Below are 19458 nucleotides of genomic sequence, written 5' to 3' on the forward strand. Positions count from 1 at the left end.
TGCATCGAGGTAGCCCCCGGATTCCCCGGTCTCGTCCCCGTGCGTGACTCCAAGGACCCGCGCGGCCCGGCGCTCGTCTTCCCCTCCGCTGCCTGGGGCTCCTTCATTGCCGCGATTCAGGAGGGTAAGTTCCCTGCATGAGTCTGGTCTGGCGCAAGAGCAGCTACAGCGGGGGCAACGGCGGCGACTGCATCGAGGTAGCCCCCGGATTCCCCGGTCTCGTCCCCGTGCGTGACTCCAAGGACCCGCGCGGCCCGGCGCTCGTTTTCCGGGCTGCCGCTTGGGAAGCCTTCGTGGTGGCTGTCCGTTCGTGCGAGTTTCCGGCGTAGACCTCTTCAGGGAGTTGGCCGTGTTGATCTGGCGCAAGAGCAGCTACAGCGGGGACGACGGGGCCGAGTGCATCGAGGTGGCCCCTGGCTTCCTCCCCGGCACCGTCCCGGTGCGTGACTCCAAGGACCCGCACGGCCCGGCCCTCCTCTTTCCGTCCGCCGCCTGGGGCTCCTTCATCGCCGCGATCCGTTCCGGTGACTTCCCTGAGTGAACCCGCTGTGGCGCCTCCGGGGGCCGTCGGGGTCGGGGCCCTGCCCAGGTCGTAGCTGCCTTGTCCAAGGGGTCCGACCTGGTAACGAGAAGGGGTCGATCCCAGGGTCGACGCTCCGCCGCCACTTGGCTGGAACAGTGTCAACCACCTGACCAAGAGCGGGAGTTGGCGACAACTTCCGATGGGATCGCGGAGGTTGCCATGGTGGGTGCATCGATGCACGGATTTGTCCGCATAGCGACGGTCGTGCTGGCGGGAGCGGGCCTGGTGACGGGCGTGGCCCCTTCGGCGGGTGCGGATCCGGCGCGGCGGGTCGACCGGGCGGCGCTGGACGCCGGCCTGCGGGCCGTGGTGGCGCCGGGCGGTGCCACCGCCGCGCTCGGCCTGGTGCGCGAGGACGGCCGCACCCTCTGGAAGGGTGCGGCCGGAACCGCCAACCTCGCTACCGGGGAGCCCGCCGCACCCCGTGACCGCTACCGGATCGGCAGCTCGACCAAGACCTTCGTCGCCACCGTCGTCCTCCAACTCGTCGCGGAGCAGCGGATCAGCCTGGACGACCCGGTCGAGAAGCACCTGCCAGGCGTTCTGCGCAACGGCGCCGCCATCAGCATCCGCCAACTGCTCAACCACACCGGCGGCCTCTACAACTACACCTCGGACCCTGCCTTCTCCTACGACGACGACGCCTCGTTCCAGACCTGGCTCAGCACCGACCGCTGGAAGTCGCGGACGATGGCGGAACTCGTCGCCGTCGCCGAGAGCCACCCGCCGTACTTCCCGCCCGGGCAGGACTGGTACTACTCCAACACCGACTACATCCTGCTCGGCATGCTCATCGAGCGGACCACCGGCCGCAGTTGGCAGCAGGAGGTCGAACGCCGCATCATCCGGCCGCTCGGCCTGCACGAGACCACCATGCCGGAGAACGACCCCACCGTCCCCGGCCGCCACACCCGCGCCTATGCCAGCACGCCCGGCGGCCCGGTGGACATCACGCAGTTCAACCCGACCATCGCCGGCCCGTCCGGCGCCGGCATCTCCACCACCGCCGACCTCGCCACCTTCCTCTCCGCCCTGCTCGGCGGACGACTCCTCGGGCCTGCCGAACTCGCCGAGATGAAGCACACCACAGGCCTCGGACGCGGCGCCGACTACGGCCTCGGCCTGGAGCGCACCCTCACCCCGTGCGGAGACTTCTGGGGCCACCGCGGCGACAGCATCGGCTACAGCAGCACCATGCTCACCGACGACACCGGACAGCGCCAGGTCGTGCTCTCCCGCAATCCGTACGACCCTGCCGGGATGCCCGCCTCCGCGGCTGCCTTCAATGCCCTCGTCACTGCCGCGGCCTGCGCCGGCCGGACGGCCCAGGATTCCTGACCGGGCGTCGGGCCCCGACGGTCCTCACATCCGGGCTTTCAGCGCGTCGACCTCGCAGCCCGGCGCGAAGGGGTCGAAGCCGTGCTCGATCAGCCAGCGGACCGCCAGCAGGCTCCGCAGCGACCACCACGCGTGGATCACGTCGAGGTCGACGTCGACATCGGTGCCATAGCCGGCGATGACGTCGTCGAGGTGCTCCTCGTGGCCGAGCGTGAAGGTGGCGAGGTCGTACAGGGCGTCGCCCTGCCCGGCCTCGGACCAGTCGATGATGCCCGTGACCTCGTCGCCGTCGACGAAGACGTGCGCGATCTGCAGGTCGCCGTGCGTGAAAGCCGGGGTCCACGGCCGGAACGCGGCCTCGGCGACCTGGCGGTTGCGGGTGACCAGGTCGACGGGCAGGATGCCGTTCGTCACCAACACCCCGCACTCCTCGTCGAGTTCAGCCTCCAGCGCGGCGACGCTCCGGCCCGCCCGGCCGGGCCGGGGCGGCAGTGGCGCGTCGTGCAGCTTCCGGATGGCGGCGCCCGCCGCCGCCCACGCGGCCGGTGACCCGGTCGACGGCCCGCCGAGGCGCCCGAGCGTCGTCCCGGGGACCGCGGCGAGCGCGAGTACGGGCGGCTTGCGCCACAGCACCTCGGGCGTCGGGACCGGCGCGAGGGACATCGCCTCGACCTCGCGGTCGATGCGCGTCTGATCGGCGTCCACCTTCAGGAACACGTCGCCGACGCGCAGGGTCGCGCGTTCGGAATGGGCGACGACGACTTCGACCTCATCCATGGGCGACCAGTATTCCGGGGATCACCGCCGCCGTCGCCGGATTTACCACGTCGGCTCGGCCAACGTCCGCCCTGGTGCCCGAGTGTGACGAGCCGTCCGGGAGATGCTCCGGACGGTGCATGCGGGTCGGACCTCGATCCCTGTCGGCCTCCCGCGAGCGCCGAGACGAGCGCGAACACGATCAACGCCGGGAACGGCCCCCGGCGAACCGGGACGGCCGGTCGATCTTCGGATCGACCGGCCGTTTCGTCTTCCGTGGACGCCGGTCAGGTGGCGACGACGGTCGCCGCGGCCCCGCCGCGGTCGAGCTCGGCGTCGTAGATGTGCACGACCACGTTCACCGAGGACCTGATCCAGGTGTCACCGGGCGAGGTGACGCCCACGGGAATGCTCACGGTCTCCCCGCCGGTGCAGGGGAGCTGGACCGAGCCGACGCCCGACACGGCGGATTGCGTGGCCTGGACGGTGATCTTGACCCAGTCGAATATCGGGAGGCACCGGTAGGTGACGGAGACGTTCAGCGTCCGCCCGGCATCCGCGACGGTGGCGCCGTTGACGCCTATGGAGAGTCCTCCGGCGCTCGCGGGTGCGGCTGCGAGGACCGTGCTCGCCATGGCAAGGGCGGGGACGGCCAGGAAACGGGCGAACTTGGTACGGGTAGGTGCGCTCATGACAACCTTCTCTCCGGCAGTGGCAACGGACGGGATGGGGTGATCCAGGGGAGCTTCCGAGCCCCCCATGCTGCGGTTCGCCACTGACCCGGGAGCCAGAAGAGTTGTGGATGTCCGGAATGACACCGCGATGTGGCGTGGAGCCGCCCACACGCTCAGGATGACTCGATGAACGTCCGTTGCTCGTCGGCGAGTTGATCACGGCATCAGACGGCCTGAGCCTCGATCGGTGCGGCCGACCTGGCGGCCTGCTCGATCTTCGCGAAGTAGGCCGCACGGGCTTGCCCGTCGATCCGCTTCGCGTGTTCGGGGCGCATGCCGGTCCGGCCGTCGAGGCTCTCGCGGAGGATGTCGGCGTGCCCGGCATGGCGGTTGGACTCGCCGAGGACATGGACCATGACGGCGAACAGGTTCGTGCCGGCATGAGGCTCCGGCCACCACGGCACGTGGCCCGGGGCGTCGAGGGGGAGTTCGTTGATCGTCGCGTCCGAGTGTTCCCATGTGCGCTGGTAGAACCCGGTGATCTGCTCGCGGGTCTCGTCCTCGGTCGCCCACAGGTCGCTGCCGTCGGAGTCCTGCCACCGGGGCAGCGGTTCCGGGGAAGGGCGGTCGAAGACCTCGCCGAAGTACCTGGCCTCGACGGTGGCCACGTGTTTGACCAGGCCGAGGAGGTTGGTCCCGGACGCTGTCAGAGGTCGGCGGGCGTCGTATTCGGACAGGCCGTCGAGTTTCCAGAGCAGTGCCTCGCGGTCCCGCCGCAGTCGCCCGTGCAGGTTGTCCTTCGCGAATTCATCGATCATGCGCCATGAGGCTGCCATGGACTGCTCGTGGTCTCAAGATCCCGTACGCCCGGCAGCGCCGAGGCCTGGCCCTGGCCGCGGCCCTGACCTGCTGCAAGAAGCCTGCGAGACGTGCCACCTGAGATAATGTCCGTACACCCGGGACGGTCGTCGAACAGGCGGCGCGGAACGGCCGAGTCGGAACACCGAAGGCGCGTCCCGCTGTTAGCTTGCTGCCATGGCTCTCAACAGTGCGTACGAAGAACTCGGTACACGGTTCGTGCAGCAGTACTACGACTACTTCGACAAGCGAAGCTCGTCCAGTGCCGAGCTGGCCGCGCTGTACGCGGACGAAGCGATGCTCACCTTCGACGGCGAGCTGCGCCTGGGGCGGCAGGCCATCATGACGAAGCTCCTGGGGCTTTCCTTCACCACGGACGCTCGTCTCCTGACCAGCGTCGACAGCCAGCCCTTGCCCGACGAGGGAGTCCTCGTCACCGTCATCGGCAAGCTCTCGGTCGACGACTCGGTCATCAACTACAGCGACACCTTCGTACTGGCGTACGTCGGAAAGGGTCTCGCCATCACCCAGCACATCTTCCGCACCGTCACGGCCTGAGACGATGCGCGACGGACGACGAGCCGGCGGGGCCCGGCCCGCCCCGGCTACCCCCCGCTGACGTACACCGTCAGCGGGAGCGACCTGCTGCCGCCCGTCTGACCGTGAGGGGAGCATCGGGGGTGAGTCGGTCGGCGAGTCGGCGGCGGGTGGGGAAACCGGGCACCGGCGTGGCGATGAGTTTTCCGGCCCCGGAAGGTCTACATCTCGACCGGGACGACCACCTCACCCCCCACCGGGAGCACAGACATGGGCCTCATCCAGATCGAACTGTTCGCGACCCTCGACCTCGTCGGGCAGGCGCCCGGCGGACCCGACGAGGATCCGGAGGGGTTCCCGTACGGCGGCTGGCAGGCACCCCTGCTGAACGAGGTCACCGGCGCGCAGATCCTCGCCGCGTACGAGGGCACGGACGCCCTCCTGCTCGGCCGGCGGACGTACGACCTCTTCGCCTCGTACTGGCCGCAGCAGAAGGAGGGCGAGATCGCCGAACTCTTCAACCGCGTCCCGAAGTACGTGGCCTCCCGGGGCACCCCCGAGCTCCCGTGGGCCGGATCCACGCTGCTCGGCCCGGACCTGGCCGGCGCGGTGCGCGAGGTCCGCGACCGGCACCGGAACGTGAAGGTCGTCGGGAGCCTGAACCTGGTGCAGACCCTCCTGCGCGAGAAGCTCTTCGACCGGCTCGACCTGTGGGTGCACCCCATCGTGCTCGGCGTCGGGAAGAAGGTCTTCGACGACGGCGCGGTGCCCACCAACCTCACGCTCCTCGAACCGCCGGTGGCGGGCGCGCAGGGCACCGTGTACCTGCGCTACGGGCTCGCCGACGGCACGCCGAGGACCGGCGACATGAGCCTGCCCGACCGGGGCCTCGGGCACGACGACGACGCCCGGTGACCCGGGATGGCCACCGTCTCCGTCAACGGGACCGCCCTGGGCGTCGAGTCGTTCGGTGACGAGGGCGCGCCGCTCGTCCTGCTCGCGGGCGGGCCGACGATGCTCTCCTGGCCCGACGCGCTCTGCGAACGCCTCGCCGCCGGCGGGCGCCGCGCCGTGCGCTACGACCTGCGCGACAGCGGGGAGTCGACGACGACCGACCCGCGGGCACCCGGCTACACCCTGCGCGACCTCGCCGCCGATGCCGCGGCCCTCGCCGAGGCGCTCGGCGGGGCGCCCGCGCACCTCGCCGGGACCGGCGTCGGCGGGATGGTCGCCCAGGTGGCCGCGCTCGACCACCCGGGCGTGTTCTCCGCGCTCACCCTGGTCAACACCCGCGCCGTCGCCCCCGGCCCGCCCGACGACGACCTCCCCGACCACGACCGGGCGACGATGAGCCGCCTGTTCGCCCGCCCGGCGCCCGACTGGACCGACCGTACGGCGGTCGCGGAGTTCGCCGCCACCGGCGCGGAGATCCTCGGCGACGACCCGATCACGGCACGCGCCGTCGCCGCGCGTATCTGGGACCGCACGCCCGGCACCGCGCCCCCGGTCCAGACGGCCAACCACCTGGGCACCGTGTTCGCCGGGCTGGACTGCACACCCCGCTGGCGCGAGCGCCTGCCCGGGATCGGGGTACCCACCCTCGTCGTCCACGGCCGCCGCAACCGGTTCTTCCCCGTCGGCAACGGCGAGGCGATCGCGCGCGCCGTCCCCGGGGCGCGGCTGCTCGTCCTCGACGGGGCCGCCACCGCGATCCCCGACGCGGCGGTCGCCTCGGTCGCCGAGGCGATGCTCGCGCTCGGGTAGCGGATAGCGGATAGCGGGTAGCGGACGGCGGTTGGTGGGCGGTGCCCCCGCGGAGCGGCTGCGCCAGGCGCGGGAGGGGACCGGCGGGCCGATCGGCCGAGGCGGGCCGGAGGATCCGTACGGGCGCGCGTGGACGGCGGGCGCCGGAGCGATCATCCCGGGCGGAAGGGCGGGATGACGGTCCATCGGGGGTGCTAGAACCGTCGACGGCTGTGAACGCCCACCGGCGAACGCCGCCCCCCGTACCGTGCAACTCCTCGACGAGGGAGAAGACATGTCCGTCGCACGAACCGTACGTACCGCACGCACCGCGCTGCTCGCCGCCTTCGCCGCGCTCACCCTGCTGCTCAGCGGGGCCGTCACCGCGGCACCGGCCACCGCCGCCACCACGGGGCTCGACGACACCTGGGCCTGCTCCGTCCCCTCCGGCTACGTCTACGAGGGGGTCGTCTTCAGCCGGACGTGTAGCGGCGGCGGCAGCTGGAACTCGCCGCAGTACCACCTGCGCACGCCCGTCGACGGCCTCACCGCCTGCTCGACCGCCCCGGGCTTCACCTACGACGCCGCCGGCTCGTCCACCACGTGCAGCCTGACCCAGGGCGTCCCGTCCACCACCTTCCACCTGCGCGTCCCGGTCAGCGGCATGTGGGCGTGCAGCGTCCCGAGCGGCTTCACCTACAGCGCCACCACGTCGAGCCTGGACTGCGCCACCGTCCGCAACGTGCCGACCACCAAGTTCCTCCTGGCCCGCTGACCCCAGGCCCGCCGACCGGCTGACCGGCTGACCCGCTGACCCGGACCGTCCGTGGGTGGCGGTCCGTGCCGCACGTGCACGAGGTGATCCGGTCGGCGAGGACGTGCTCTCGCCGACCGGATCACCTCAGTGGTCCGTGCTCAGGGGGCCGTGCTCGGTGCGGGGGCGGTCAGAAGATGAGCTTCCAGCCGTCGAGGTGGCCGGAGTCGCCGCGGTACGTGTCCTGCATGCGGAGGCGCCAGGTGCCCTTGGCGGGCTGGGCGGAGGCGTCCACCGTGTAGGTCTCGATGACGTTCTCGCCCGAGTCGCTGAAGCTGCCCTTCTTCAGCGAGTACACCGTGCCGTCCGGGCCGACCAGGTCGATGACCAGGTCGCCGCGCCAGGTGTGCTTGATGTCCACGCTCACCTTGAGGTCGCTCGGCGCCTGGCCCTGGAGCCGGTCGACGACGATGTCGGAGAAGACCGCCGGGCCGCCGTCCGGGATCGGCAGGGAGGTGCTGTTCGCGAAGATGCCCGGGGAGACCCGCCAGGTGAACGTCGTCGACGTCCTGCCGCGGTGGGAGCTCTGGGCGGTCACGGTGACCGTGTAGGTGCCCGGGAGGGCCGGGACGCCGGTGACGCGGCCGGTGACCGGGTGGAGCGTCAGGCCCAGCGGGAGGCCGGTCGCGTGGTAGGTGACGATGCCGGGGTTGAGGTTCGAGGCCTCGATCCCGAGGTCGGCGGAGGTGCCGATCGCGGTGATCTGGTTGGTGACGGGCTCCAGCAGGAGGCCGTCGACGACGCGCGGGCCGACGTTGATGGCCGCCCAGGCGTTGGCGGTGTTCTGGTACGTCGTGCTGTTCTTCCCGTACAGGTCGGAGGCGGCCTGGAGGGTGGCGGTGCGGGCGGCCGCGTAGTTGGTCGACGAGGTCATGTAGGTGGTGAGCGCCCGGTACCAGATCTTGGCCGCCGCGTCCCGGCCGATGCCGGTCACCGGCAGGCCGTCGGAGGTCGGGGAGTCGTAGGCCACGCCGTTGACGGTCTTGGCGCCGCTGCCCTCGGAGGCCAGGTAGAACCAGTGGTTGGCCGGGCCGGAGGAGTAGTGGACGTCGACGGAGCCGACGTCGGCCGACCAGTAGTCCCTGGAGCGGCCGTCCTTGGAGGGCTTGTCCATGTAGCGCAGCGGGCTGCCGTCGCCCCGGATGTCGATCTTCTCGCCGACCAGGTAGTCGCCCTTGTCCTCGGGGTTGTCGGCCCAGAACTCGATCGCGGCGGCCATGATGTCGGAGGTGGCCTCGTTCAGGCCGCCGGACTCGCCGCTGTAGACCAGCTTCGCGGTGGCGGAGGTGACGCCGTGGGTCATCTCGTGGGCGCCGACGTCGATCGAGGTCAGCGGCTTGACGTTGCCCGCGCCGTCGCCGTAGGTCATGCAGAAGCAGGCGTCGGACCAGAACGCGTTGACGTAGTTCTTGCCGTAGTGGACCCGGGTGTAGGCGCCTACGCCGTCGTCCTTGATGCCGTTGCGGCCGTGGACGTTCTTGTAGTAGTCCCAGGTGAGTTGGGCGCCGTAGGCGGCGTCGACGGCCGCGGTCTGCCGGTTGGCGACGGTGCCGTCGCCCCAGGTGTCGGTCGGGTTGGTGAACAGCGTCCTGGTGCCGCTGGTGCCGTTCAGGTCGTAGGTGCTGTGGCCGCCGCGGGTGTTGTCGGTCATCGCGAAGCCGCCGGCGACCGCCGAGGTGCCGATGGTGACCTGGCCCGAGTACTTGCTGGTGCCGACGCCGGTCTCGATGCCCTGGTACTCGAAGATCTTCTTGCCCGTGTCGGCGTCGGTGATGACGTGCAGTTCGGACGGCGTGCCGTCCTCCTGCGTACCGGTGACCACCGTCTCCCAGGCGAGCCGCGGGGTGCCGGACGCGGCCCAGACCACCTTGCGGGCGTCGTCGGCCGCCGCCTCCGTGACCTTCGCGCTCCCGGCGCTGTCGAGCGCGAGGCCCTTCGCCGCGTCGGCGCTCTCCTTGGGGGTGGTGTCGACGGCGATGTCCGCCTCGGTGGCCTTGGTGACGCCCCTGGTGGTGCCGTCGGGGGCGGTGTGGACGACCAGGTCGCCGCCGAGCACCGGGAGTCCGTCGAAGGTCCGCTCGTAGCGGGTGTGCAGGCTGCCGTCCGCGTCCTTGGTGACGCCCTTGACGACCAGCGCCTCCTTCGCGTCCAGGTTCAGCGACCTCGCGGTCTTCGCCAGGGACGCGTCCGCGGAGGCCAGCAGCTCGCCGCGCTGCTCGGGCGACAGCTGCACCGGCATCGCGCCGGCGAAGGCCTGGACCCCGGCGGGGGCCTCGGCGGGAGTCCCGGCAGGAGTGTCGGCGGCGGCGACGCCGGGCGTCAGAGCGGCCACGACCATCGCGGCGCCGACTAGCAACGCGCCCGCGGCGGTGGACTTTCGGGGGGATCGAGTCACACGGAACTCCTTCTGCGACGGCCCGGGTTCGGGGGCCGGAGTCAGCCGGGCGGCCTGGGGTGACGCCGCCCGGTAGAGCTGGTGGTTCGAATGAGATGGGAAGGAACAGTGTCATTTTTGGTCTGAACGCGTCACCCTTTGTGCAACAAGTTGGCCGAATACCTTCGCCAATGACGTAATGGGGAGGTAATTCTTCGCCAGAAGGCGAGCAATGCGGGGGGAAAACCGGTGCACCGCGCTGTCGTGGGTACCGGCACGACGCCGTGGCAGACTCGGCCCATGACGATCTCCCTGCCCGAGCCCGACCAGCAACTCTCCGACCCCAGTGAGCTGTTGCTCGACTACCTCGACTACTACCGCTCCGTGATCGGCGCCAAGACCGAGGGGATGTCCGACGCGGAGCTGCGTGCCAGCCGGCTCCCCTCCGGATGGACCATGCTCGAACTGCTGAAGCACCTCGTCCACATGGAGCAGCGCTGGCTGCGCTGGGGCTTCCGCGCCGAGCAGGTCCCGGCGCCCTGGGGCGACCGGGGCCCGGAGGACCGCTGGTACGTCGGACCGGAGGAAACGGCCGCCGAACTCCTCGCCGCGCTGCACGCGGGCGGCGAGCACACCCGGGCCGTGGTGTCGGGCACGCCCCTGTCCACCGTCGCCGCACCCGGCGGCCGCTTCCCCGACGACGGCACCCCGCGGCCCACCCTGGGCTGGATCCTGTTCCACGTCCTCCAGGAGTACGCCCGCCACGCGGGGCACCTGGACATCGTCCGCGAGCTCACCGACGGGGCCACCGGCTGACGCCCGCCACCGGCTGACAGTCGCAGCCGGCGGGCGGGGTGCGCCCGCCGGCTCAGCCGGCCAGGTGGGCGAGCAGCGCGTCGCCCGCCGGGTAGGGGCGTTCGGCGGGGAGGAGCTGCCGGGCGGCCTCCAACTCCCCCTCCCGCACCCGGTCGTGGACCGCGTGCGCGAGCGCGGTGACGTCCTCGACCGCGACGATCCACTCCTCCGCGTACCGCGCGGCCGCCTCCCCGGTCAGGCCGAGCTGGAGCGACCGGTGGGGCAGTGGCCGAAGGTGCAGATCGCGCTCCGGATCCCACTGCACCCGCGCCGGGGACCTCTGTGTCAGCGATTTTCCCAGCTCGGCGGGGGTGTGTGCCCGTCAACCGCCCGCCGCGTACGGCCAGTTCGCAAACTGATCTCTGGACGCAATCGGTTTGTCATGCAAACCTGGTCCTCATGGCGACTCAACCCGTTCAGCCCTCAAGCGACCCCCGGCACCTCCTGGCAGCGACCGGGGCCGTGATCCAGCGCGTCCGCCGTGAGCAACGCGGCGCGTGGTTCCCGCTCCTGGCCTTCGCCGCCGTGAGGTTCGGCGCGATACCGGTCGTGCGGTACGGCCAGGGCCCCTGCGACGCGCCCCGCTACGGCCTGGGCGGAGTCTGCGTCAACTCCCTTCCCCCTGCCATGTGGTACTGGCCGGTGACGCTGCTGCTCGCCTACGCCGCGATCAGCTGGTTCTACCTCCGCCGGTCCGCCCGGCTCGGCCTGGGCACCCGGATCCGGCCGTACCTGGTGCTGGGCGTCGTCCTCGCCCTGCTCATGACCGCCGACCAGGTGTGGACGGTGTCCCACCCGGGCTTCCTCGCCGACCTCTACGGGCAGCCGGGACCGCTCTCCGCGGTCGCCGACACGCTGATGAGCCCGGCCGGCACGATCGGTCTGGCGCTGCTGCTGCTCGCCTGGATCGAGCGCAGCCGGCCGCTCCTCGCCGTGACCTGCGGATACCTGATCGCCATGCTCTCCTCCGACGACCTTCCCGGCCTGTCCCCGTGGTCCTTCCTCCCCGGCGTGCTGCTGGAAGGCGGCGTGCTGCTGCTCGGCGGCGTCGCCCTCGCCCTGCTGCACCACCGGGCCCAGGGACGGTCGGCCGAATGACCGAGCACCCCACCAGCGGCCTCGACGACGTCGTCCACCAGCGCGTCCGCCTGGGCATCCTCGCCGTGGCCAAAGAGGCCCGGAAGGTGGAGTTCACCTTCCTGCGCACCACCCTCGGCCTCACCGCCGGCAACCTCTCCCAGCACCTCGGCGTCCTGGAGAAGGCCGGCCTGGTCACGATCGACAAGGGCTACGAGGGCAAACGCGCCCGCACCTGGATCCAGCTCACCAAGGCCGGCAAGAAGGCCCTGCACGACGAGATCGCGGCACTCCGGAGCCTGATCCACCGCCTCGAAGGAGCCGAGGAACCCGACGGGGGAGCCACCGGGACGACCGACCCCGGCCCCGTGGCCGCCCCGGCGCCCCACTGAGATCACCCCGGGAGGACCCCCGGACATGCCGCAGGGCGGCAGCACCGGCCGAACCGGTGCTGCCGCCCTGTGTGTTCCCGTCCGGTCAGCCGAGCGGGGTCAGCTCCACCTCGTAGCGGTAGAGCCGGTCGTTCACCCAGCACGCCAGGTCGGCGCCGGCGGTGTGCCGGGCGAGTTCGGCGAGCAGGCGCTCGGTGAACCCGTCCAGCTGCCGGGCGTCGACCGGGGCGGCGCCGGAGCGGGCCCCTGCGGCGAAGGGGAGTTCCTCCGCACGGGACGACACGGTGTAGGTCACCGAGTCACCCGCGTCCTCCGACGGGGCGAGGTGCCGGCCGGGCTCGTCCTCGGCGAAGACCAGCCCGGTGCCCGAGGCGGCGCGGTTGGCCGCCTCGACCAGGGAGAAGCCCGGTGCGGTCAGTGGAGCCTCGCTCCCGAGCCGCAGGTCGACTACGGCCTCCGACAGCCCCGGCGGATCGATCCGGTAGCTGTAGTTCCCGTCGGCGTCGATGTAGGAGGCCGTCTCCAGGCCGCCCAGTGCCGCGTGCAGCCGGGCGGTCGCGAAGCGGCAGTAGGAGCGGAGCGCGGTGACCTCGTCCTCGCCTGCCAGATCCGCGACGCCGACGTGGAGTTGGCAGTCGTACAGGCGCTCCGCGTACCCGATGTCGTGGGTCACGCCCACGGCCGGGCCCGACACGTCACCGGGTTCGGCGGTCAGCCAGAGAGTGAGCCGTGAACCGTCCGGTCCCACCGTCTCGTGCCAGGTTCGCGCCGCCGGACCGCCCGGGAGGCCGAGGGTCGAGGCGATCTCCTCCGCCGTGAGGGAGGGCTCGTCAAGGCGTCGGATGGAGACCACCGCATTGACCGACATGCTCAGCACCCCCCGCCACGGCACTTGGGTTCACTGCCGATCTTACCGCTGATCACCCAGCCGCCCCGGAGGTCGCCCCGGGCCCAGATCTGGTACTCCTGGAAGTGGGCCGTGTTGTTGGTCAGGAACTTGTTGAGACTGGCCATGGCCGTCTTGGCGCTGTATCCATCCGCGACGGTCACATAGGCCCGGACGGCTCCCTTGCCTTCCGTCACGCCCCTGAGCTGGTCCCTGACGACGTCATCGCTCTTACCGGTAGATGCCTTGAACTCTGAGGGCACGCCGTCCACGTAGGCGTCCGATGTCTTGCCCGCTGCCTCGGGGATCGCCACCACCTTGTGGCCTCCCTGCGCCAGGTCGAACGCGATCCGGTACTCGCCGAGACTGAATCCGCCCTGGGAGATCTTGCCCTTCGCCAGCCGCGTGAAGGTCTTGGGGTCGAACGGGGAGGCGCTTTCGTCGATCCGGCCGGCGGCCTCCTCGACCATGTTCTTGTCGAGGATGTCCTGGGCCATGTTGGCGAACTGGCAGCCGTCCTTGGCGGAGGGGCGGCAGTACTTCTTGTTGATCTCCCGGATCTTGTTCAGGTACTCGCCGATGATCGGGTTGTCCTTCTGCATCAGCCAGGCCACCCGGGCCTCGTACCACAGCTTGCGGTTCTCGGGGGTGCCCACGGTGGTCTTGCTCGGGGTCGGCTTCGATCCGCCGCCGCCGCCACCGCCGCCGCCGCCACCACCGCCACCGCCACCGTCGCCGTCGCCGTCATCGGCGGGGGTGTCCGTGACACAGCTGGTGACGCACTGGGGGCCCTTGGTCGGCTCGTGGAACGTGCCGTTCATGCCGACCCAGCCGTGCAACGCCATGTCGTTGCCCGAGCAGTCGTCGGCGCACATCTTGCGGCCGTCGGGGTCGCTGGTGCTGGTCGGGTTGCCGCCCGAGTAGGCGTACCCGTTCAGCTCCTTGGGGCTGGTCGGGTTGAACTCCGGGTCGATGCTGAGGAACCGGCCCAGGGACGGGTCGTAGTCGCGTGCCCCGAGGTGGACCACCCCGGTCGGCTCGTTGACGCCGCCGAGGAAGCCCCGGCTGCCCGCCCACGAGGCCGGCGCGGCGCCGCGCTGCTCGCCGTACGGGGTTGTCCGGCGCTGCGCCGCCGTGCCGGTGGAGGCGTCGACGTTGAGCTCGGAGGTGCCGTGGTGGTCGGTGACCTGGAAGCCGACCTTGTTGTCGTCCGTGCGGACGCCGACCGCCGAGCCCAGCGAGTAGTAGCGCGTGGCGGCGGGCTTGGCGGCGCCCTTGGCCAGGGTCAGCTCGGTGGCGCCGAGGTAGAGCGTCCAGTTCTCGGCGCCCGGGTTGGCGCTGTCCAGGACGTGCGAGGTCAGCCGGCTGCCGCTGGGGTCGTAGAGGTACTCCGTCGTCTTCGTGCTGGTGACGGGCCCGTTCTTGACGGTGTCGACGACCTTGCCGAGCTTGCCCTCGGCGTCCCAGGTCAGCGCCTGGTCGCTGGTGGCTCCGGCGGCGAGGTCCCGGTGGCGGGCGATGGTGTTGCCCGCCGGGTCGTAGCCGGCGGTCTCGGCGAGGACGCCGGTGCCGCTGGTGCCCTTCAGGGTGTGCGGCTGGGCGGCCGTCGCGCCGGGGTAGTTGTACTTGGTGGTGACGTCCTTGGCGGGGTCTCCGGTGGTGTCGTGCCGGGTCTGGGTGTCCCGGGTGCTGTCGGGGTTGAACTGCCAGCTGGTCCAGTACGGGGCCGGGCCGCCGAGCGCCTTGGCGTCGGGCGTGGCCGGGCAGCCGGTGCCGCTCGGGGTGAACGCCTCGGTGAGCCGGGCCAGGTAGTCGTACTGGAAGCACTGCCGGTCGGTGCCGGCGCGCGAGGTGTCGGTGATCGACGTGACGTTGCCGACCTGGTCGTAGGTGTAGGCGGCCGCGCGCAGCGGGCTCGCCACGCCGTACTGGTCGGTGCGGCTGGACGCCAGCCGCTGGGTGCCCCACTCGTAGGCGTTGGTGAGGTAGAGCTGCTTGTTCGCCGTCCCGTCGGACAGCGTGCTCTGCAGCGGCTTGCTGGTCAGGCTGTAGGTCTGGCCGGTGAGGTAGCTGCTCAGACCCTGGGCCGTGGTCATCCGGGTGAGGGCGTCGTAGCCGTAGGCCACCGACTCGGCGGCGAGGTTGCCGGCCGCCGGGTAGCTGGTGCTCTGCGGCTTGCCGTCGAGCCGGTAGACGGTGCCGTTGACGTAGTTCCCGGCGAGCGCCTCCTGGCCCGGGACGGACGGAACGCTGAGCGTGGTCCGGGTCGCGCGGCCCAGCGCGTCGTACAGCGACCAGGTGGTCGTGTACGGGTACGCGGTGCCTCCGACGGTGGAGTACCGGGTCGCCGAGGAGATCAGGCCCTTGTTGCCGGACGGGTCCCAGGTCTGCGAGGTGAGCAGCGGGCCCGACACGGAGCCGGAGCGCAGCTCGGTCTGCCGGTCGAGGTTGTCGTAGACGTACGCCAGGGTCTGGTTGTTGCCGTCCCGGCTGGTGGCCAGCCGGCCGCGGTCGTCGTAGGTCTTGACCGCCGTGCCGGAGTCCGGGTCGACGGTCTTGACCTGGTGGCCCTGCTGGTCGTACGTCCAGCTCCACTGGGTGCCGGACTGGTCCGTCAGCCGGGTGGTGTGCCCGGCCGCGTCGTGGGCGTAGGTGGTGCGGTCGTAGTCACCGGCGGGGGAGCCCCCGCGGTACTGGCGGATCTCGGTGGTCCGGCCGCGGGCGTCGCTGATGGTCGTCGCCGGGGTGCCGCCGGTGGGCGGGGTGACGGTGACCCGGTCGCCGCCGTACTCGGTGAGCGTGGTGGAGATCGGGGTGCCGACGCCGTTGCCCGCCAGGGTGGTGGACTTGACGACGCGGCCGAGGCCGTCATAGCTGTTGGCGGTCTGGGTCTCGACGCCGGTGGCGTCCTCGACCTTGAACAAGGTGGTGGAGGGCGCGCCCGTCGCGTAGTACGGGGCGTAGGCGAGCGCGGCCTGGCCGTGCTCGTCGAAGAAGGAGTCGGTCAGGACGCGGCCGCCGTTGTCGCCCGGGTCCTGGGTCTGCCGGATCCGGCCGAAGCCGTCGTACAAGGTGTACGCGGTGGCCTGGGAGCCGTCGGCGTTGAGCTCCTTCGTCGAGATGACGCGGATCTGGCCGTCGTTGTCGATGTACCCGAACTCGTGGTTCGGGGTCTGGCCGGTCCCCTTGGACCGGTTGGGCAGCCAGACCTTGAGGGTGCGGCCGAGCGCGTCGTACTGGGAGTCGGTGCGGCGGTTGTTGGCGTCGACGGTGTCGACGGCCTGGCCGCGCAGCAGGTCGAGGTCGGTGACGGAGACCATGGCGGTGGCGGGGTTGCCCGCGACCACCGGAGGCCCGGTCGTGGTGACCTTGGTCGGCCGGCCGTTCGCCGGGGCGAAGCCGGTGGTGGTGGTCTGCGCCAGCGGGCTGGCGGTGGTCACCGGTCCCGTGGCGCCCGTGGTGTCGAACACCGTGGTGGACGCCAGCTTGGTGGTGCTGTCGGCACGGCCGTAGGCGTCGTAGTGGGTCGTCCCGTCCAGGTAGGTGGCGCGGTTGCCGGAGCGGGACTTCAGGGTGTGCACGGTGGTGGCGTCGCCCTTGACGGGAGCCGCGCCGTAGGCCTGGCCGTCGTAGCGGGTGCGGATGTCCGACAGGACCGCGGAGGTGCCGTCCGCCTGGGTGTCGCGGTTCATGGCCGCCGAGCAGTTGGCGGCGACCATCTCGATCTGGATGCTGCCGGTGAGGATCCAGGCCGCGGTGTTGTCCGCGTACGTCGTGCGGGTGCAGGTGTCGTCGGTGCCGACCGCGACGTCGCCCAGGTCCTCGCTCTGCGTCGTACGGCCGTAGCCGTCGAACGAGGTCGCGGTGCGGGTCTCGCGCCAGGAGGCTCCGGCGCCCTTGTCGAGGGAGGTGAAGGACCGGGTCGCCTGGGTGCCGGTGAGGTTGGCGGTGGTGGTGCCCCAGTCGTTGGAGCGCTTGGCGGTCTCCTTCTTCCACGGGGTGCTGACGGACTTGGAGAGGATCACGCCGCCGGGCTTGTCGTACTGCTCGCTGCGGTACTCGTAGCCGGCCCAGGCCTGGTCGTCGGTCAGGACGGTGCCCTGGCCGTCGTCCACGGTGACGCCGCGCTTGCTGTTCTTGTCACCGGGGTTGTCGCGGTCCTGGTCCATGCCGCGCAGGAAGTAGTGGTCGGCCTGGGTGGTCATGCCGGTGACGCCGCCGGTCTCGACCCGGGCGTGGGCGTAGCCGCGCCACTGGGACCAGGTCTTGAGCTTGGCCGGGGTCAGGCCGTCCTCGTCGTCGAAGTGCCAGGCGGCGTCGCCGAGGTAGCTGTAGTGGGTGACCATGTCGGGCGCGCCGCCGGTGCGGTCGGTGGCGATGACCGCTTCGACGACGTACTTGTTGAACCACTCCGTGGTGACCGGCACGTCGTTGGACGGCTGGTACATCTGCGGGAAGCAGCGGGTGGTGTTGGACTGCGGCGTGGGCAGGGCGTTCCAGTCGCAGGCCGCGGCCGAGTAGTTGACGTCGAGCTGGCCGCCCTGCTCGTCGGTGATGGTGCCCAGGCGCTGCTTGATGAACGGCATGCGGCCGTCACCGACCTTGTCGAGCCGGTTCGCCAACTGCTTGTAGGCGAAGCCGGTCTTCGGCAGGGTGATCGCCGGGGCGGCGGACGACCCGGTGTGCTGGATGGAGTCCAGCAGCAGCTGGTAGTCGAAGTCGGCGGTGCCCCACTTGTGGTTCAGGGTCCACGTGTCGACCGCGGCGTAGTTCCCGTCGGCTTGGAGCGTCCTGGCGGTGACGGAGGTCAGCCGGGTCCGGGTGAAGTAGGTCGGCGAGGACTGGCCGGTGCAGTCGGTGCCGTCCTTGCAGTTCTGGTCCCACGGGGTGTCGTACCAGTACTGCCGGTTGGCGTCGATCTTCGCCGGGTCGCAGAGCGCGGCGTTGGTCTCCAGGCAGCGTTCGGCGGTGCCGAAGTCGACCCGGCCCATCGGCTTGACGGTGGCCGAGTAGACGTCCTGCTGCTGCTGGCCGTACTCGATGTGGTCCAGACGGCCGCCCCGGATGTACGGGGTGCGGTCGGAGGCCTTCAGGTTGCGGCCGTAGTTGTTGGTCTCGGGGGTGTACCAGTAGGTGATGTCGTTGCCGTGGGCGTCGACCACCAGGTCCAGGTTCCACCGCCAGCCCTGCTGGCACCAGGAGGACGCGAAGTCGGCGCCGTTGCACGGCTCGCCCGCGTTGTTGCCGTACACCGGCACGGTGTAGACGGACTTGGTCTCCGGCTTGCCCGCCGACCAGTTCGGCAGGCGGTTGTAGCCGAAGTAGTAGTTCGTGCCGTCGGCGGTGGTGGCGCGGAAGTACTCGCCGTCGTTGTCGCCGTTGCCCCGGCCGGTGTCGCGCAGGCGGGTGACCTTGGTGTTGTCGTCGCCCTTGATCCGCCACTCGTCGCCGGAGACCGGGATCAGCTCGCCGGAGTGGCCGCCGAAGCTGATGGTGCCGTTGTCGGTGCCCCAGCACAGGTCGCCCGGGCTGTTGGTGCCGGTCTTGGGCGCCCCGTCGTCCGCGCAGGCCTTGTAGCTGCGCTCGACGAAGCCGGGGGAGAGCTCGAAGCCGTCGCCGGCCCAGGAGGCCTGGTTGTTGCTGTTGGCCGTCCGGCCGTCGATCGCGCCGGAGTTGTAGGACAGCCCGATCTTCGGGGTCAGCCCGCCGGGCATCGTGGTCAGCGGCATGTCGTACGACCAGCTGAACGACCCGCTGTTCAGCGAGGTCGACCAGGAGGACGCCGGGGTCAGCGGCGTCGCCTTGTAGTCGCCGCTCGGACCGGCGCTGCCGGCCGTGGCGGCCAGCACCATCGCGCCCGGCGCGGACGCCAGCCGCATCGACCCGGCCGGCGCCGTGGTCAGGGAGTCCGCGGCGACGGTCTGCTTCGCCACGTCGTTGCCGCCCGGCAGCGGGGTCTGCACCCGGCACTCGGGCAGGTCGGGCGTGGTCAGCGCGCACTCGGGCAGGCGGACCAGCTTCAGCCGGGAGCCGAAGCCGGCGCCGGCGGCCTGGGCGAAGGACGAGTAGTCGACGGCCAGGCCGCTGTTCTCGTCGGCGCCGGAGACGGTCAGCAGCAGGCCGTTGATCCCGGCCTTCGCGGCGGCGTCCTGGCCGAGCAGCTCGACCTTCGCCTTGCCCGCCGCGCCGGCGGAGGAGAGGGCGACGGGCAGCTTGCCGGCCTTGACGGCCCTGCCCTTCTCGCCGGGGACGTCGACGGTGGCGCTGCCCGCGCCGGGCAGGGCGCCGTGCTTGCCGTCGACCGTGCTGACGGTGGTGTCGGCCTTGCGGCCCTTGGCCTTCGCGTCCGAGCCCTTGACCGGCTTCTCGGGCGAGACCGCCGAGGGCCTGGTGTACGGTTCCGCGGCCGCCGCGACGGCGGCCAGCGGCAGTGCCGGCAGCAGCGACCCGACCAGCGTGCCCGCGATGATCGCGGACACTCTGGTGCGGGTCGGCCTCGGCACCGACCTCTTCCTGCTCATGTGGGGAACAACTCCTCAGGGGAAAACGGGTGTGACGGACCGTGGGCCGG

17 protein-coding genes and 1 pseudogene are annotated in these 19458 nt (G+C 71.1%); 11 read left to right on the top strand and 7 right to left on the bottom strand.

What is annotated here, in order from left to right; translation table 11 throughout:
* The first annotated feature begins 3 nt into the window (after positions 1 to 3).
* From ACLWS4_RS11140 to ACLWS4_RS11155, 4 genes are all read left to right on the top strand, one after another.
* Positions 4 to 141: a DUF397 domain-containing protein gene (locus tag ACLWS4_RS11140; RefSeq protein WP_369808269.1), complete on the top strand. Its 138-nt coding sequence runs from the start codon at positions 4 to 6 to the stop codon at positions 139 to 141.
* The gene (locus ACLWS4_RS11145; protein ID WP_375873525.1) at positions 138 to 329 is read left to right on the top strand and encodes a DUF397 domain-containing protein; all 192 of its coding nucleotides are present in this window, start codon (positions 138 to 140) and stop codon (positions 327 to 329) included. Before ACLWS4_RS11140 ends, ACLWS4_RS11145 begins: the two co-directional genes overlap by 4 nt.
* 20 nt (positions 330 to 349) lie before the next feature.
* Positions 350 to 541 (top strand): DUF397 domain-containing protein, encoded by a 192-nt coding sequence (locus tag ACLWS4_RS11150; RefSeq protein WP_416873967.1) that lies wholly within the window; start codon positions 350 to 352, stop codon positions 539 to 541.
* Between the two features lie 216 nt (positions 542 to 757).
* Positions 758 to 1921 carry a serine hydrolase domain-containing protein gene (locus ACLWS4_RS11155; RefSeq protein ID WP_416873968.1) on the top strand — a complete coding sequence of 388 codons (1164 nt, stop codon included), beginning with the start codon at positions 758 to 760 and terminating at the stop codon, positions 1919 to 1921.
* A gap of 24 nt (positions 1922 to 1945) precedes the next feature.
* Here ACLWS4_RS11155 and ACLWS4_RS11160 read toward each other — a convergent pair whose 3' ends face one another.
* From ACLWS4_RS11160 to ACLWS4_RS11170, 3 genes are all read right to left on the bottom strand, one after another.
* Positions 1946 to 2698 carry a phosphotransferase family protein gene (locus ACLWS4_RS11160; protein ID WP_416873969.1) on the bottom strand — a complete coding sequence of 251 codons (753 nt, stop codon included), beginning with the start codon at positions 2696 to 2698 and terminating at the stop codon, positions 1946 to 1948.
* Between the two features lie 266 nt (positions 2699 to 2964).
* Positions 2965 to 3369, bottom strand: coding sequence for a hypothetical protein (locus tag ACLWS4_RS11165; protein ID WP_416873970.1), 405 nt, complete (start codon positions 3367 to 3369; stop codon positions 2965 to 2967).
* Positions 3370 to 3575: 206 nt separating this feature from the next.
* Complete coding sequence (locus ACLWS4_RS11170; RefSeq protein ID WP_416873971.1) at positions 3576 to 4169, bottom strand: DinB family protein; 594 nt, start codon at positions 4167 to 4169, stop codon at positions 3576 to 3578.
* 217 nt (positions 4170 to 4386) lie between these two features.
* On the opposite strand from ACLWS4_RS11170, the gene ACLWS4_RS11175 reads away from it, so the two are divergent.
* The 4 genes from ACLWS4_RS11175 (at position 4387) to ACLWS4_RS11190 (ending at position 7264) form a co-directional block, all read left to right on the top strand.
* Complete coding sequence (locus ACLWS4_RS11175) at positions 4387 to 4767, top strand: nuclear transport factor 2 family protein (RefSeq protein WP_416873972.1); 381 nt, start codon at positions 4387 to 4389, stop codon at positions 4765 to 4767.
* A gap of 249 nt (positions 4768 to 5016) precedes the next feature.
* Positions 5017 to 5661, top strand: a complete 645-nt coding sequence (locus tag ACLWS4_RS11180) for a dihydrofolate reductase family protein (RefSeq protein ID WP_416873973.1) — start codon at positions 5017 to 5019, stop codon at positions 5659 to 5661.
* Positions 5662 to 5667: 6 nt separating this feature from the next.
* A complete protein-coding gene (locus ACLWS4_RS11185) occupies positions 5668 to 6510 on the top strand; it encodes an alpha/beta fold hydrolase (RefSeq protein WP_416873974.1) in 843 nt (280 codons plus the stop codon).
* Positions 6511 to 6784: 274 nt separating this feature from the next.
* On the top strand, positions 6785 to 7264 hold the full coding sequence (locus tag ACLWS4_RS11190) for a hypothetical protein (protein ID WP_380782682.1): 480 nt from the start codon (positions 6785 to 6787) through the stop codon (positions 7262 to 7264).
* Between the two features lie 169 nt (positions 7265 to 7433).
* Here the strand turns inward: ACLWS4_RS11190 and ACLWS4_RS11195 are convergent, their stop codons facing one another.
* Positions 7434 to 9641 (bottom strand): M4 family metallopeptidase, encoded by a 2208-nt coding sequence (locus tag ACLWS4_RS11195; RefSeq protein ID WP_416874131.1) that lies wholly within the window; start codon positions 9639 to 9641, stop codon positions 7434 to 7436.
* A 336-nt stretch (positions 9642 to 9977) separates the two neighbouring features.
* On the opposite strand from ACLWS4_RS11195, the gene ACLWS4_RS11200 reads away from it, so the two are divergent.
* Positions 9978 to 10493, top strand: coding sequence for a DinB family protein (locus tag ACLWS4_RS11200; protein WP_074006049.1), 516 nt, complete (start codon positions 9978 to 9980; stop codon positions 10491 to 10493).
* 52 nt (positions 10494 to 10545) lie between these two features.
* Here the strand turns inward: ACLWS4_RS11200 and ACLWS4_RS11205 are convergent.
* Positions 10546 to 10815: pseudogene (locus ACLWS4_RS11205) on the bottom strand (DUF4291 family protein); the annotation flags it as partial.
* Between the two features lie 179 nt (positions 10816 to 10994).
* On the opposite strand from ACLWS4_RS11205, the gene ACLWS4_RS11210 reads away from it, so the two are divergent.
* Together ACLWS4_RS11210 and ACLWS4_RS11215 are read left to right on the top strand one after the other, a co-directional pair.
* Positions 10995 to 11630 carry a hypothetical protein gene (locus tag ACLWS4_RS11210; RefSeq protein ID WP_416873975.1) on the top strand — a complete coding sequence of 212 codons (636 nt, stop codon included), beginning with the start codon at positions 10995 to 10997 and terminating at the stop codon, positions 11628 to 11630.
* Positions 11627 to 12001: a winged helix-turn-helix domain-containing protein gene (locus tag ACLWS4_RS11215; protein WP_416873976.1), complete on the top strand. Its 375-nt coding sequence runs from the start codon at positions 11627 to 11629 to the stop codon at positions 11999 to 12001. Before ACLWS4_RS11210 ends, ACLWS4_RS11215 begins: the two co-directional genes overlap by 4 nt.
* Before the next feature lie 85 nt (positions 12002 to 12086).
* Here the strand turns inward: ACLWS4_RS11215 and ACLWS4_RS11220 are convergent, their stop codons facing one another.
* Positions 12087 to 12869: a hypothetical protein gene (locus ACLWS4_RS11220; RefSeq protein WP_416873977.1), complete on the bottom strand. Its 783-nt coding sequence runs from the start codon at positions 12867 to 12869 to the stop codon at positions 12087 to 12089.
* Between the two features lie 2 nt (positions 12870 to 12871).
* Complete coding sequence (locus ACLWS4_RS11225; RefSeq protein WP_416873978.1) at positions 12872 to 19408, bottom strand: RHS repeat domain-containing protein; 6537 nt, start codon at positions 19406 to 19408, stop codon at positions 12872 to 12874.
* Positions 19409 to 19458 lie beyond the last annotated feature (50 nt).

Source organism: Kitasatospora sp. SC0581 (assembly GCF_048159585.1).
In the GTDB taxonomy this organism is placed as follows: Bacteria; Actinomycetota; Actinomycetes; order Streptomycetales; family Streptomycetaceae; genus Kitasatospora.

Bases quoted from the DNA above. Each gene is read 5' to 3' on its own strand.
- ACLWS4_RS11145 (WP_375873525.1), top strand. From the start codon at position 138: ATGAGTCTGGTCTGGCGCAAGAGCAGCTACAGCGGGGGCAACGGCGGC.
- ACLWS4_RS11155 (WP_416873968.1), top strand. From the start codon at position 758: ATGCACGGATTTGTCCGCATAGCGACGGTCGTGCTGGCGGGAGCGGGC.
- ACLWS4_RS11160 (WP_416873969.1), bottom strand. From the start codon at position 2,698: ATGGATGAGGTCGAAGTCGTCGTCGCCCATTCCGAACGCGCGACCCTG.
- ACLWS4_RS11165 (WP_416873970.1), bottom strand. From the start codon at position 3,369: ATGAGCGCACCTACCCGTACCAAGTTCGCCCGTTTCCTGGCCGTCCCC.
- ACLWS4_RS11170 (WP_416873971.1), bottom strand. From the start codon at position 4,169: ATGATCGATGAATTCGCGAAGGACAACCTGCACGGGCGACTGCGGCGG.
- ACLWS4_RS11175 (WP_416873972.1), top strand. From the start codon at position 4,387: ATGGCTCTCAACAGTGCGTACGAAGAACTCGGTACACGGTTCGTGCAG.
- ACLWS4_RS11180 (WP_416873973.1), top strand. From the start codon at position 5,017: ATGGGCCTCATCCAGATCGAACTGTTCGCGACCCTCGACCTCGTCGGG.
- ACLWS4_RS11185 (WP_416873974.1), top strand. From the start codon at position 5,668: ATGGCCACCGTCTCCGTCAACGGGACCGCCCTGGGCGTCGAGTCGTTC.
- ACLWS4_RS11190 (WP_380782682.1), top strand. From the start codon at position 6,785: ATGTCCGTCGCACGAACCGTACGTACCGCACGCACCGCGCTGCTCGCC.
- ACLWS4_RS11195 (WP_416874131.1), bottom strand. From the start codon at position 9,641: ATGGTCGTGGCCGCTCTGACGCCCGGCGTCGCCGCCGCCGACACTCCT.
- ACLWS4_RS11200 (WP_074006049.1), top strand. From the start codon at position 9,978: ATGACGATCTCCCTGCCCGAGCCCGACCAGCAACTCTCCGACCCCAGT.
- ACLWS4_RS11215 (WP_416873976.1), top strand. From the start codon at position 11,627: ATGACCGAGCACCCCACCAGCGGCCTCGACGACGTCGTCCACCAGCGC.
- ACLWS4_RS11220 (WP_416873977.1), bottom strand. From the start codon at position 12,869: ATGTCGGTCAATGCGGTGGTCTCCATCCGACGCCTTGACGAGCCCTCC.
- ACLWS4_RS11225 (WP_416873978.1), bottom strand. From the start codon at position 19,408: ATGAGCAGGAAGAGGTCGGTGCCGAGGCCGACCCGCACCAGAGTGTCC.